The organism is Xenorhabdus koppenhoeferi (genome assembly GCF_900116635.1).
In the GTDB taxonomy this organism is placed as follows: Bacteria; Pseudomonadota; Gammaproteobacteria; order Enterobacterales; family Enterobacteriaceae; genus Xenorhabdus; species Xenorhabdus koppenhoeferi.
The window spans coordinates 99,447-113,710 of record NZ_FPBJ01000001.1 but is presented as its reverse complement, the minus strand read 5'-3'; the positions used below and the strand labels follow the sequence as shown (position 1 = coordinate 113,710).

Here is a 14,264-nt window from a genome sequence, read left to right as displayed (position 1 = left end):
CATGACTGCTAATTAAAGGAGTAGAGCAATGCTGATTATAGAAACCATCCCTCTTTTGCGTCGTGAAATCCGCCGTTGGCATCAGGCAGGCAAACGTATAGCCTTTGTTCCTACTATGGGTAATCTGCATGATGGCCACATGGCACTGGTTGATACCGCCAAAGCACAAGCCGATGTCGTTATTGTCAGTATCTTCGTCAATCCGATGCAATTTGACCGAAAAGACGATCTGGTTAATTATCCACGAACTTTGCAGGAAGATTGCGAAAAATTGAACCTTCGCAAGGTTGAACTTGTTTTCGCTCCCGGTGCCAGTGAAATGTATCCCAATGAATCAAATGACAGCCAGACTTTTGTCGAAGTACCGGAGCTTTCTTATATGCTCGAAGGTATCAACCGCCCGGGTCATTTCCGCGGTGTCACCACGGTTGTTAGTAAATTGTTTAATCTGATCCAACCTGATCTCGTTTATTTCGGTGAAAAAGACTTTCAGCAATTAAAAATTATCCACCAAATGATTGCAGATATGGCTTACGACATTACGCTGGTTCCCGTGCCTATTGTCCGTGATAAAAACGGATTGGCATTGAGTTCACGTAATAATCTCCTGTCTGATGAGGAGAAAAAAATTGCACCTTTGCTGAATAAAATTATGCGGTTTATCGCAGAAAAATTGCAGCATGGTGAACAAAATACAGAACAATTAATTGAATTGGCATCTGTACACCTGCGGGAAGCAGGTTTTATGCCGGATGAGTTGTTTATCCGCGATGCAAAAAATCTGGCTCCACTGACAACACAAAGTAAAAAAGCCGTGATCCTGATGGCCGCATGGTTAGGGCAAACACGATTGATTGATAATCAGCAAGTTGATTTGACTATCTGATTTTTCATGGTGGAATATGTATATACCCAATGGATTTCGGGATATAACGCGACGGTAAGAGAGCGACAAATTCGTCGGGAACGAATTTGCCCAGCCAAAGGCTGGCCTCTGGTGAGAGGCAGGAGCCTCTTATTAATTCCCAGTCAAATAGCTAACTATGTGACTGGGGTGGACGGAATATTACATTTTTATTGTTAAGTTCTCAAACCCCGGCCAGATTCAATTAAATACCAAGCCAACCCATAGAATCCGATAATAAATGCACCCAGCATGCCTAACGTCATCCCCAGTGAAACATCAGCAATACCGAGAAAACCATAACGAAAGCCACTGACCATATAGACTATCGGGTTCAGCTTCGATACAACCTGCCAAAAGGCAGGCAACAGTGTAAGTGAATAAAATACACCACCCAAGTAAGTCAGAGGAGTCAGAACAAAGGTGGGGATAATGCTGATATCATCGAAGGTCTTCGCAAAAATAGCATTTAACAACCCAGCCAACGAAAATAGAATGGATGTTGCCAACAAGGTAATGACAACCATTCCCCATGAATGCATCTGTAGTGGTATAAACAATAGAGAAACCAGTGTCACCAATATTCCAACAAAAATACCACGCGCCACTCCGCCACCAACAAACCCAACAATAATAATATGGGTTGGAACCGGCGCAACCAGCACTTCTTCAATACTGCGCTGAAACTTAGCACCAAAGAACGAAGAAGAGACATTTGAGTAGGAGTTGGTGATCACTGACATCATAATCAACCCTGGCACAATAAACTGCATATAATCAACCCCACCCATTTCACCAATCCGGGAACCAACCAAATTACCGAAGATGACAAAATAAAGGGACATGGTGATCACAGGCGGCAACAATGTCTGTACCCAGATACGCCCAAAGCGGGTGACTTCTTTAATCCAGATGGTTTTCAGGGCCACCCAATACAGTTGGATCATGATCTCTCTCCTTGATTATTATTGGTCAAACCAACAAACAGTTCTTCCAGGCGGTTCACCTTATTACGCATACTGCTGATTTGAATACCCTGCGTATTCAGTTGGGAGAAAATATCATTCAACCCCTGCTCACGTTTTACATCCACTTCCAGTGTTGCGGTATCGACCAGACGATAATCGTAACCTTCAATGACAGGTATTGCTCCTTTCTCTGCTAAATCGAACAAGAATGTCTCCACTTCGAGTTGGCTGAGCAGATCTTTCATGCTGGTATTCTCGACCAATTCACCATGCTGAATAATGCCGATATTTCGGCACAGCATTTCGGCTTCTTCCAGATAATGAGTCGTCAGAATAATAGTAGTTCCCTGCGCATTCAGATCTTTCAAATACTCCCACATAGATCTGCGCAGTTCGATATCGACCCCCGCCGTAGGTTCATCAAGGATCAGCAACTTCGGTTGGTGCATAAGAGCACGGGCAATCATCAGGCGCCGTTTCATGCCGCCAGACAAACGGATGGCCCGTACGTTACGCTTCTCCCATAAATCCAGTTGAGTAAGATAAGTTTTAGCCCGATCCTGCGCCACATGACGCGGAACGCCATAATATCCCGCCTGATTCAGTACAATTTGAATCACTGTCTCGAATGGATTGAAATTAAATTCTTGTGGAACAAGACCAAGTTGCCGTTTGGCATTAACGAGATTTGTATCAATATCGTAGCCAAATACTTTGGCCTGACCGCTGCTCTTATTAACCAATGAACTGATAATACCAATTGTGGTGGATTTCCCAGCGCCATTTGGCCCCAAGAGCGCGTAGAAATCTCCCTCTTCGACACGCAAATCAATTCCCCGCAGTGCTTTCACCCCCCCTTCATAGGTCTTCGTGAGCTGCGTTAATTCCAGTGCATAAACCATAAGTAAAAGACACCTTTATTCTTTACTATTTTTGAGTGTAAGATGGAAATTATGCCATTATTTTTCCTGTATTTCTTTGCAATGACAGGGATCAAATAAAAAACATTCTTCAATTAAATATTAAATTCTCAATTAATGTTGTATATGATTCTATCTCAAAACCGTTGCCAGGCTATTAGTTATGATGAGAAAAATTGAAGATTTGTTTGCCAGGAACAAACAGTGGTCACAATCCGTAAATAAAGAAAATCCTCATTTTTTTAAGGAATTATCAAAAGTACAAAAACCTCATTTTCTATGGATAGGCTGTTCTGATAGCCGAGTTCCTGCTGAAAAATTGATAGATGCCGCACCTGGTGATCTTTTTGTTCACCGAAATGTCGCTAATCTGGTTATCCATACCGATTTAAACTGCTTATCAGTTGTACAATATGCTGTTGATGCTTTACAGGTTGAACACATCATTATTTGTGGTCACTATGGCTGCGGTGGAATTGAAGCTGCTGTGAATGGCACTGAATTAGGTTTAATCAATAACTGGCTGCTTCACATTCGTGATTTATGGTACAAGCATAGCTCTATGCTTGGTGAACTATCACCCAACGAACGATTGAATCGCTTGTGCGAATTAAATGTGATTGAACAAGTTTATAACCTCGGTCACTCAACCATTATGCAATCTGCGTGGAAACGTGGGCAGAAGGTAATGATTCACGGGTGGGTATATGGTTTAAAAGATGGCGAGCTGCATGATCTGGATATTACAGCTGACAGCCGTGAAAAACTGGAGCTCAATTACCGTCAGGCTATTTCCAAACTTTCTCAAATCAAATGACAACCTGTACCCTTCATCTTTCAGGTTGCAATTCAAAATCCCTTGGTTATGGAATAGTAGGTTAGTTTAAAAAACAGATGGCAGCTCTCCGCTGCCATTTGCTCACCACTTTAAAAATGATGTCTTCTACCTTCTACTACAAAATCAATCTTCCAGCAGAGTAACGTGCCCAATATAAGGCAGATGACGGTAATGCTGTGCATAATCAATACCGTAACCGATTACAAACTTATCTTCAATCGAATAACCAACCCACTCAACTGGAACATCGACTTCACGACGGGATGGTTTATTCAGCAAAGTACAAATTGCCAGTGAGTTTGGCCCACGCAGTTTCAAAATCTCACGGATTTTTTTCAGTGTATTGCCTGAATCGATAATATCTTCAACAATCAACACATCTTTACCACGAATATCTTCATCCAAATCTTTGAGGATTTTCACATCGCGGGTAGAACTCATCTCATTGCCATAGCTGGATGCAGTCATAAAATCCACTTCGTGAGGAACCTGTATTTCACGGCATAAATCTGCCATAAAGATAAACGATCCCCTCAACAGGCCAACCAGAACGAGTTCACGATCGCTATTGCGATAGTGTTCTGTAATTTGTTGTCCCAGCTCAGCAATACGCTGCTTAATCTCCTGTTCGGAGATCATAACTTCTACAATATGTTTCTTCATCAAGATAACCAGTTGATTTATTTTTGAATAATTACAAATTAAATCATAAATATATGTAATTATTTACACACCGCTCAATACCATAAGCTCATCAAACGCATAAAATAACATTCTATGCTATCAGAACAAACCCCATTCATTAATGCACCGTTAAATTTTTTAATGACATAAAAAATGGTAATTTTCCCAAAACTAAGGAAATAAAGCTTAGCTAACTGAGATATTAATATGTTAATTTAGGCAAAACAGTAGAAAATCAGTATATACCCAATGGATTTCAAGATGCAGCACGACGGCAAGGGAATGAACCCCCAGGAGCATAGCTAACTATGTGACTGGGGGTGAGTGAGCGCAGCCAACAAAGCTGCAACTTGAAAGACGACGGGTATAATAGAAATTATGCAAAAAATTGCCTTACTCACATACATTCTGGTTTTGTTTGGTTTCGCGCAACCCGCACATGCCCTAACCGAAAATGAAGCTGAAGATCTAGCGGATCTGACGGCGGTCTATATGTACCTGAAATATGACTGTGGCTATAGCCAAATCCCAGATCGTGAGATCAGACGCACAATTATCTATTTTGCCCAACGTAACAAGCTGGATCTCAGTAATTATGATGGCCAGTTAATGGAGAAACTGAATCAATCAGGATACAACGACTTGAAAGGAATAAATCTGCCCCATGAGGTTAAATGTCGTTCACTTGCACGGCATTCTCTTAGTCTACTCGCCTATGTAAAATAGTTCCCTTTTAAGGGCATTCATTTCATGCAGGAAGTTTTTCCGCCAGTGCTTCGACAACTTCAGCATCCCATGTTCCCTCTAAGGCATATTTTCCCCAAATATCTATTTCCCGATCATTTCAACTCATTACTAAACCCTGTAGAATCATCTACACTTTCTGGGTATGTCACACCGCAAAAAGACCATTAATTTCACTTCTAATAATAGGTTTTCACAATGCATCAGTCTGATGTTGTTGATCGCTCGCTTTTTTCATTAAGCTGGCCAATTTTCATTGATATCTTTCTGCATATGGCGACGTTATTGATCAATACATATATGGTCAGCCATATTTCTTCTTCTTATCTCGCTGCAATGGGTGTAGGTAATCATGTTTTTGATCTCTTTATTACTATTTTCAACTTTATTAGCGTGGGTTGCAGTGTTGTCATTGCACAATATCTGGGCTCAGGAAAACGTGATAAAGCCAGTCAGGCAATTCATATTTCCATTGCGTTTAATTTTGTGCTGGGTTTCAGTTGTGCGCTGATCACGGTTTTTTTCGGTTATAAGATCCTGCATATCATGAATCTGCCGGAAAATCTGAGAGAAGATGGATTCGCGTATTTGCATATTCTCGGTATCTGCCTGATACCTGAAGCTATTTCGATTATTCTGGCGGCCTGTTTACGGGTTTATGGCAAGTCAAAAACAGCCATGTATGTCACGTTAATTGCCAACTTGCTCACTATTGTCGGCAATATAATCGTTCTATATGGATTCTTCGGATTACCTCAATATGGGCTGGAAGGCGTGGCATGGTCTACGGTATTTGGTCGTACTGTTGCGGTTATTTTACTTTGCGGGTTACTGTTCTACGGCCTGGGAATCAAACTAGAGTTCAAATTGCTTATATACTGGTCTAGAAATATACTGAACAAAATCCTGCATATCGGTTTGCCTGCCGCTGGTGAAAACCTGGTGTGGATACTGCAATATATGACTGCACAGGCATTTATCGGTTTGATGGGAGAAACTTCTCTGGCAGCGCAAACGCTATATTTTCAGCTATCGCTGTTTATTATGCTGTTTGGTATTTCAACCAGTATCGGCAATGAAATTATGGTTGGTCACCTTGTCGGAGCAAAACGCTTCGAGGATGCTTATATTAGAGGACTAAAAAGCCTGCGGATAGGTGTTATTGTTACCGTTGGTGTTGTTCTGGCGTTCTGGATTTTCAGGGAGCCTCTCCTTGAGATCATGACGGAAGACAGGAAGATTATCGAGCTTCTGCTGCCACTGTTCCTGCTTTCCGTCTTTCTGGAGCCGGGGCGTACTTTCAATATTGTGATGGTCAATGCCTTGCGTGCTTCTGGCGATGCCCGTTTCCCACTCTATACCGCGATGATTTTTATGTGGGGTATCTCTATTCCTGTCGGTTATTTTCTCGGAATTACGATGGGCATGGGAATCTTGGGGATCTGGATCGGATTTTTCTGCGATGAATGGATTCGAGGATTAGTTAACGCCTGGCGCTGGAAATCTAAAAAATGGCAAACCAAGCGATTGGATGTTTGATTTAAACACCATAGTAAAATCCACCTGCATAGCAGATGGTTTTGACACTGCCCCCTAAAAGGGGGCTTACTGATGACTATTCCAGCCCTGGCTGATATTGTCTTTCCGATTCCTCTTTCGATACCTTATTTTGATTATGACGATATCATCCAGGAGGTAGTTCTTCGTTATTGAAGAGGTTGTTCTCTCAAAAGTCGTATCAGATGGAATGGTGAGGGGAATTTTTTCTCCTCAGCATATTTCCTATCAACACACGATAATTTCATTACTAAAAAAATGGTTATTGAGCGTTTACGTGCTGTATTTCTCCCTGTATCTATTCAATACCTATTACAACACCAAAGATGTAAACAAGAGCTATTATGAAAACAGCAAAAAAAAACAATGATGTCACCCCCCGCTTATCTCTGGCTGCCAAACGAGCCAATTTGACAGAAGACGAATGGAGAAAAGCGATACTATTCGATCGTATCGATATGGGCTGGGTCATCATGAGTATTGGCATGGCTATCGGGGCTGGAATTGTTTTCCTGCCTGTCCAGGTTGGGTTGATGGGATTGTGGGTTTTCCTGCTCTCTTCCGTTATTGGTTACCCCTCCATGTATCTTTTTCAGCGACTTTTCATCAACACCCTCGCAGAGTCACCGGAATGCAAGGATTATCCCAGTGTTATCAGTGGGTATCTCGGTAAAAATTGGGGCATTTTATTGGGAGTGCTCTATTTTGTTATGCTGGTGATCTGGATGTTTGTTTATTCCATCGCCATAACTAATGATAGTGCGTCTTATCTGCAAACATTTGGCGTTACCGATGAATTAATGTCTAAAAATCCATTTTATGGGTTGGTGTTAATCTGTGTTTTAGTCGCTATTTCCTCTCGAGGTGAACAATTACTGTTCAAGATATCCAGCCTGATGGTGATGACAAAATTATTTGTTGTCGCATCATTGGGATTATCCATGACAGGCATGTGGCATTTATATAATATCGGGGCATTCCCCCCTCTCGGGCTATTGATAAAACAAGCCATTATTACATTACCTTTTACACTTACCTCCATTCTGTTCATTCAAACGTTAAGTCCGATGGTGATTTCTTATCGCAATCGTGAACAAAATCGCGAAGTTGCCCGCCACAAAGCACTGAGAGCGATGAATATTGCCTTTGGTGTCCTGTTTTGTACCGTGTTTTTCTATGCAGTCTCTTTTACGCTGGCAATGGGGCATGATGAAGCCCTCAAAGCCTATGAGCAAAATATTTCTGCACTGGCGATTGCGGCTCAATTCTTTCCTGATGGCTGGGTCATTGGCGTTAGTGTCATGCTTAATATCTTCGCTGTGATGACAGCTTTCTTTGGTGTTTATCTCGGTTTCCGCGAGGCCAGTCAGGGCATCGTCATGAATATTCTTAGCCGCCTGATGCCTGTCGAAAAAATCAATGAAAAATGGGTGCAAAAAGGCATCATGATTTTTGCCATCTTGTTGGCATGGTGTGCCATTATCCTGAATGCGCCAGTGTTGAGCTTTACTTCCATTTGTAGCCCAATATTTGGCATCGTTGGCTGCCTAATTCCTACCTATTTGGTCTACAAAATCCCTGGTCTTCATCACTACAAAGGGGTATCACTCATCTTGATCATCTTTACCGGGATCTTATTATGCATCTCCCCTTTTCTGGCCTTTTCCTGATACAGGACAGCTTCATATATAAGAAGGTAAATGTCTGAAAAAACCAATTACGATCAGTTTTTTATTAAGGTTTATTTATGTGATTCAGAAACAGAACACACGGTTGTGGAGTCATTTTATCCGTGCAATAAACTGATATACAAATCATCGAAATTACGGTGCACAAGGTAATTTTTACTGAAGTAATCTGATAAGGCCAAAAAATTTTCTGTTTGTGGATTTTTTGGCCTTATCCCTGCCATATTCTGCAACACTTAATTCAACAAATAATCATTATAATAATGAAATTATATTTAATTAATCATGGCAGTAATCTATTGAATTAAACTTGGTTAATTCAATAAAAAAACGATACAAATTTAACTTAAATTAAGCACCTTACGATAATCCATTTTCCAGCATTTCTCTTAAATTACCTAAGACTCTTTCTTTGATTATGCGTTCACCTCATGGCATTTAGAATAAAAACCCATTTAATGATTGAAAACTAAAATATTACACTAAAAACAATATAAGAAAGATATCTTTCAATCAAATGTAGCGTGTTATCTAAACAACTTAGATAAATCATTTACTTTTTTAGCTAAATGCAGTAAAAATACAAACTCAATACACCTAAAAGGAACTTTTAGAGAATAAAAAACTAAAAACAAAATCAACCTGAACAATTAGTTGTAAAGTTCAATAGATAAGTTTTTTTATGTGGAATTATATTTATGATTGTCCCATTCTGTACATCAAGGATTACATATCACGCATTTATACAAACTTAATTAGTATGTTCATTTTAAAATAATGACAAACAGAAGCAGCAAATTTTTATTTGCAGTATTTCAATTAAATTAATCTGGTATTTTGCCAATCATATTCAAAGAACACTGATGGATTATTGTATTCAGTTGGTTTAAATACCTTGCTATTTACAATTAATCTAATTTGATGTCATAGGAATGATAATTTCATGAAGCAACGTAAATTTTTAACCCGATACGAAATAGACGCAATTTTGGCAGAAACAAAACAAGGGCGTCACGCAGAAAGGGACTACTGCATGCTATTAATGTGTTTTATTCATGGATTTAGGGTAAGTGAGCTGTGTAATCTGCGTTTATCTGATCTCGATCTAAACTCAGCGATTATTCATATCAGACGATTAAAAGGTGGTCTTTCAACCACACATCCTTTGATTCCAGAAGAAATTGAAGCATTAAAGAAATGGCTTAATATTCGCCAAAAATGGCGGGAAGCGGATTCTCCTTGGGTATTCCTCTCGCAAAAATCCGGGCCAGTTTCACGGCAGCAAGTTTATGGATTACTAAAACGTTATGGAAAAAAGGCTTCAGTCAGTGTCTCTCCACATCCTCATATGTTAAGACATGCTTGTGGCTATGCATTAGCAGATCTCGGGCGGGATACACGTTTGATTCAGGATTATCTTGGGCATCGCAACATTTCACATACTGTGATTTACACCGCCAGTAATGTGAAGCGTTTCTCCAGAATTTGGGAGACTCAATCTAAATAAATATTTATTTTTCTCTACTTCTTTTACTAACATGACTTGTTATTGCAACAATCTCCACTTATTACTCTGTGGAGATTGCAGGTGGATACAATAGACTATTTCACCATGACCTAACGTGAGTCAGTATTTTATACTTATGATAAATTTAGTTTATGGATAGGTTTTATTTTTATTGCTTTATATTTGTTAAAATACCCGTTGGATTTTTACATAAAATTAAACCTAATAACTAGAATATATAATATAAGTTTCTATTTAAACACGAGCAGCGAATTTATACAGGCTATTTCACTGCTCAATAAATGAATAAAAAATGAGCAATTATAATTTGGTAATCAATGATCTACACATCATTATTCTACAAACAACTCCGCAAATTTTTCACGAATTTTCTGTTCAGGCAGCTCCATGCCAATAAAAACCAATACACTCTCACGGACTTCATCAGTACGCCATTCCCTGTCCCAATCTGCACTATACAGGCGTTGCACCCCCTGGAACAGTAATCGGCGAGACTCATCTTTGATGGCAAGTATGCCTTTGTAACGCAGTAAATTGTCCGCGAAGCTCAGTAACAACTCTTCCATCAAGTCCGAAATGTCGGATAACTCAACTGGGTTAGGCAAGTTAACAATAATTGACCGAATAATGTTTTGCTGTTCAGGTACAAATCGGTATACCGGTGTCGAAACAGTCAGCTTATCATTCAGTATGAAGCCTTCAATATCGAACAGTATGTTTAGATCTGCATCACCTTGAATGACTTTATGAATAGGTGCTCTGGCGTTGATTCTCTGCAAACGTTCAATTAAGGCATCATGGGCTGGAGCAATATCTGTTTTCGTCAGAATAACCCTGTCGGCGTATCCTACCTGAGCTTGCGTAATGGAGAAGCGATCTAATTGTTGTTCTGCATGGGCTGCATCCACCAATGTGATAACTCCATCCAATAAAAAACGCTGGCACAGTACTTCATGGGAAAAAAAAGTTTGGGTAATCGGGCCGGGATCAGCCATACCGGTACATTCAATCATCAGACGGTCAAAGTAGATTTGCCCTTTATCCATGCTATCCAGTAAATCCAGCAGGGCATCTTCCAATTCACTTGAACGACTACAACAAATACACCCATTGCTTAATGTTTTGATCTGGGTTGCTCGATTGCCAATCAACTCATTATCGATAGGAACTTCACCAAATTCATTTTCAATAACGGCGATTTTATAACCATGATTGGCATTGAGAATATGACGCAGTAGCGTCGTTTTGCCTGAACCCAAAAAACCGGTCAGGATTGTAACTGATATTGGTTGCATTGTAGTTTCCCACTGGTTATTCGTTTTTCTTTTTGTTCATGGCACTATCCGTGTTTATTAACAACAGCGCATACCCCCCTTCCCATCACCGCCATAGCGGGCATTCTGACGTTCACGGAAAAATTCCTCATAGGTCATATAAGGTTGATCAGGATGATTTTCCTTCATATGCTGTACATAAGTGTCGTAATCAGGGACGCCCACCAACATGCGGGCAGCCTGCCCCAAATATTTGCCAGCCCGGCCAAGATTACCAAACATAATCACTCTCCAAAAAAATACCCCACATAATACAAAGCTGATTATGCGGGGTACATACCCTTCGTCTTTCAAACTGTAGCTTTGTTGGCTGCAACCCGAAACTCATTAGGTATAACTATTACTGATTCACTTGGTCAGAATCAACTTAAGTATCAAATCAGTGCGCAGAAGAAACTTTTACTCCACCTTCTGGAATGGGAATATAAGGAGTTTCGTTATCAGTGCGCTCTGGATTTTTACTCGCTTTTATCGCAGTTTTGATACCATAAATAATGATGCTATACACTACCACAAAGAACAGGATACTTAAGCCCGCATTAGTATAGTTGTTCACAACAATATGGTTCATGTTACTGATTTGCTGAGCAGTCAATTCTGCGCCACCTTCTGCAATCCGTTGCTTATACTCCTTCGCCAGAAATAAGAAACCTTCGAGCCGTGGGTCATCGCTGAATAATTTCAGCCCCAATGCCCATGTTGTACAAATCAGCAGCCAGACCGCAGGGATCACAGTTACCCAAATGTATTTAGTGCGTTTCATCTTGATCAGTACAACAGTTCCCAACACCAGCGCAACGGCTGCCAACATCTGGTTAGAGATACCAAACAGAGGCCACAGGCTCTTAACGCCGCCCAATGGATCAACGACACCTTGATACAGCAAGTACCCCCAAAGCCCCACACAACCTGCGGTACCGATAATACCGGCAATCAGGGAATCAGTTTTTTTCAGGAATGGTACAAAGTTACCCAAAAGATCCTGCAACATGAAACGACCAGAACGTGTACCTGCATCCAGAGCTGTCAGAATAAACAGCGCTTCAAACAGAATACCAAAGTGATACCAGAATCCCATATCCGCTGCCGGGATAATCTGGTGGAAGACGTGTGCGATACCCACCGCCAAAGTTGGTGCGCCTCCTGCACGGTTCAGAACAGAGGGTTCACCAATGTCTTTTGCCGTTTGCAGAATTTGCTCAGGTGAAATAACAAAACCCCAAGAACTTACAGTCGCTGCCGCATGGGTTGTTACTTCTTTCAAAGATTCCATGATCATCGGAGCTTCTGCTGTGCCCAAATTATGCAGATCAGGCATGGTGATACCCAACGCTGCCGGAGGTGTATTCATGGCAAAGTACAGACCCGGCTCGATGATAGATGCAGCAATCAATGCCATGATCGCAACAAATGATTCCATCAACATCGCACCATAACCAATGAAACGTGCATCTTTTTCGTTTGCCAGCAATTTAGGTGTCGTTCCCGAAGAAATCAGAGCATGGAAACCAGATACCGCACCGCAGGCAATGGTAATGAACAGGAATGGGAACAGTGTGCCTTTCCAGACTGGCCCTGTACCATCAATGTATTGTGTTACGGCAGGCATTTTCAGCTCAGGGTTCAGGATAACAATCCCGATCGCAAGGCCAACAATCACCCCAATTTTCAGGAACGTCGCCAGATAGTCACGCGGTGCCAAAATTAACCATACTGGCAACAATGCAGAGATAAACGCATAACCAATCAACGCATAAGTAATGGTAGTATCTTTGAAAGTCAGCGCAGGCCCCCAATAAGGGTCAGCCGCAACAACACCACCAAACCAAATAGCAGCAACCAGCATGATAATGCCAATCACGGAGACTTCACCCACACGCCCCGGACGGATATATCGCATGTAGATCCCCATGAAAAGCGCGATCGGTACCGTTGAGCAAACGGTAAATACGCCCCATGGGCTTTCCGCTAATGCTTTCACGACAATCAAGGCCAGCACTGCCAAAATGATGATCATAATTAAGAAGCAGCCAAACAAGGCTATTGTACCCGGTACACGCCCCATTTCTTCTTTGATGATCTCACCCAATGATGCACCATTGCGGCGGGAAGAGATAAACAGCACCATAAAGTCCTGTACCGCGCCGGCAAGCACCACGCCAGCCAATAGCCACAAGGTTCCCGGCAGATATCCCACCTGTGCCGCCAATACAGGCCCTACCAACGGCCCCGCACCTGCAATGGCTGCAAAGTGATGACCAAACAAGACATTTTTATTGGTGGGAACGTAGTTCAATCCATCATTATTAACGACAGCAGGGGTTGCCCGTGTGGCATCCAGCTTCATCACTTTGGTTGCGATATAAAGGCTGTAATACCGATAAGCAACCAAATAAACCGCTACGGAAGCAACAATGATCCATAAGGCACTAACGTGTTCCCCCCGACGGAGCGCAACAACGCCAAGACAAAATGCGCCAATTATCCCCAATATCATCCAGGGGATATGTTTTAACAATTTATTATTGTTCATAACACTTCCTTTCCAAGGTAAGACGAACAGCAAGTCATCATTTAATTTTTACTTCCTTTTCCATAAACCGACTATCTGATAGCCGGAAGGAAGCCATCCCCATGAAGGGCATATACTCCTCGCCACATTGCACCATGATATAAAACTCTCCCTGCAATTATAGAAAGGATCTGAGCCAGCGGTTGAATACTCTATTAAACGGTCAGAATCCTTCTATTAGTGGTTCTTGCAGTGGTTCTTGCTGAGGAAAAACGAATCAGATTTTGTGAGATAACTCACTGTCTATAAACCGGGATCAATCCTTGGTTAGAAAGCCAGTAAGTTTCAAATCCCACTTTTTTAGCCAGTGAAATGATACTGTTATTCAATTGAGTTTCATTTACTGTACTGATTGCCAAAGAATTCGTCAGTGATAAGATAGTGTTTTCGCCCAGGATGAGATTTATTAGTGTGCCATCCTTAGCTGATTATACCCAATGGATTTCAAGATGCAGCGCGACGGCAAGGGAATGACAAATTCGTCGGGAACGAATTTGCCCAGCCAAAGGCTGGCCTCCGGTGAAAGG

11 protein-coding genes and 1 pseudogene are annotated in these 14,264 nt (G+C 41.3%); 6 read left to right on the top strand and 6 right to left on the bottom strand.

Going from position 1 to position 14,264, the window contains the following annotated elements:
• The first annotated feature begins 28 nt into the window (after positions 1–28).
• Positions 29–886, top strand: a complete 858-nt coding sequence (panC, locus tag BM329_RS00515) for a pantoate--beta-alanine ligase (RefSeq protein ID WP_092547352.1) — start codon at positions 29–31, stop codon at positions 884–886.
• Between the two features lie 194 nt (positions 887–1,080).
• On the opposite strand, the gene BM329_RS00510 is transcribed toward panC, so the two are convergent.
• Together BM329_RS00510 and BM329_RS00505 are read right to left on the bottom strand one after the other, a co-directional pair.
• Positions 1,081–1,851: an ABC transporter permease gene (locus tag BM329_RS00510; protein WP_092547350.1), complete on the bottom strand. Its 771-nt coding sequence runs from the start codon at positions 1,849–1,851 to the stop codon at positions 1,081–1,083.
• Positions 1,848–2,774, bottom strand: a complete 927-nt coding sequence (locus tag BM329_RS00505) for an ABC transporter ATP-binding protein (protein ID WP_092547348.1) — start codon at positions 2,772–2,774, stop codon at positions 1,848–1,850. Before BM329_RS00505 ends, BM329_RS00510 begins: the two co-directional genes overlap by 4 nt.
• Positions 2,775–2,955: 181 nt before the next feature.
• Between BM329_RS00505 and can the strand changes: the two genes are divergently transcribed.
• Positions 2,956–3,609, top strand: a complete 654-nt coding sequence (gene can / locus BM329_RS00500) for a carbonate dehydratase (RefSeq protein ID WP_092547346.1) — start codon at positions 2,956–2,958, stop codon at positions 3,607–3,609.
• 144 nt (positions 3,610–3,753) lie between these two features.
• Here can and hpt read toward each other — a convergent pair whose 3' ends face one another.
• Positions 3,754–4,293, bottom strand: coding sequence for a hypoxanthine phosphoribosyltransferase (gene hpt, locus BM329_RS00495; RefSeq protein WP_092547344.1), 540 nt, complete (start codon positions 4,291–4,293; stop codon positions 3,754–3,756).
• Between the two features lie 399 nt (positions 4,294–4,692).
• Here hpt and BM329_RS00490 point away from each other — a divergent pair, with 399 nt between their 5' ends.
• The 4 genes and pseudogenes from BM329_RS00490 to BM329_RS00475 form a co-directional block, all read left to right on the top strand.
• Positions 4,693–5,040, top strand: coding sequence for a YacC family pilotin-like protein (locus BM329_RS00490; RefSeq protein WP_092547342.1), 348 nt, complete (start codon positions 4,693–4,695; stop codon positions 5,038–5,040).
• Positions 5,041–5,256: 216 nt separating this feature from the next.
• Positions 5,257–6,597, top strand: a complete 1,341-nt coding sequence (locus BM329_RS00485; protein WP_092547340.1) for an MATE family efflux transporter — start codon at positions 5,257–5,259, stop codon at positions 6,595–6,597.
• A 362-nt stretch (positions 6,598–6,959) separates the two neighbouring features.
• On the top strand, positions 6,960–8,285 hold the full coding sequence (locus BM329_RS00480; RefSeq protein WP_092547338.1) for an SLC5/6 family protein: 1,326 nt from the start codon (positions 6,960–6,962) through the stop codon (positions 8,283–8,285).
• Positions 8,286–9,243: 958 nt separating this feature from the next.
• Positions 9,244–9,810 (top strand): annotated as a pseudogene (locus BM329_RS00475) (tyrosine-type DNA invertase); the annotation flags it as partial.
• A 353-nt stretch (positions 9,811–10,163) separates the two neighbouring features.
• Here the strand turns inward: BM329_RS00475 and yjiA are convergent.
• The 3 genes from yjiA to BM329_RS00460 all read right to left on the bottom strand — a co-directional run bounded on the left by yjiA (position 10,164) and on the right by BM329_RS00460 (position 13,698).
• Positions 10,164–11,126, bottom strand: coding sequence for a GTPase (gene yjiA / locus BM329_RS00470; RefSeq protein WP_092547334.1), 963 nt, complete (start codon positions 11,124–11,126; stop codon positions 10,164–10,166).
• A gap of 57 nt (positions 11,127–11,183) precedes the next feature.
• The gene (locus BM329_RS00465; RefSeq protein WP_092513662.1) at positions 11,184–11,387 is read right to left on the bottom strand and encodes a YbdD/YjiX family protein; all 204 of its coding nucleotides are present in this window, start codon (positions 11,385–11,387) and stop codon (positions 11,184–11,186) included.
• A gap of 157 nt (positions 11,388–11,544) precedes the next feature.
• Positions 11,545–13,698: a carbon starvation CstA family protein gene (locus BM329_RS00460; protein ID WP_092547332.1), complete on the bottom strand. Its 2,154-nt coding sequence runs from the start codon at positions 13,696–13,698 to the stop codon at positions 11,545–11,547.
• Positions 13,699–14,264: the final 566 nt, after the last annotated feature.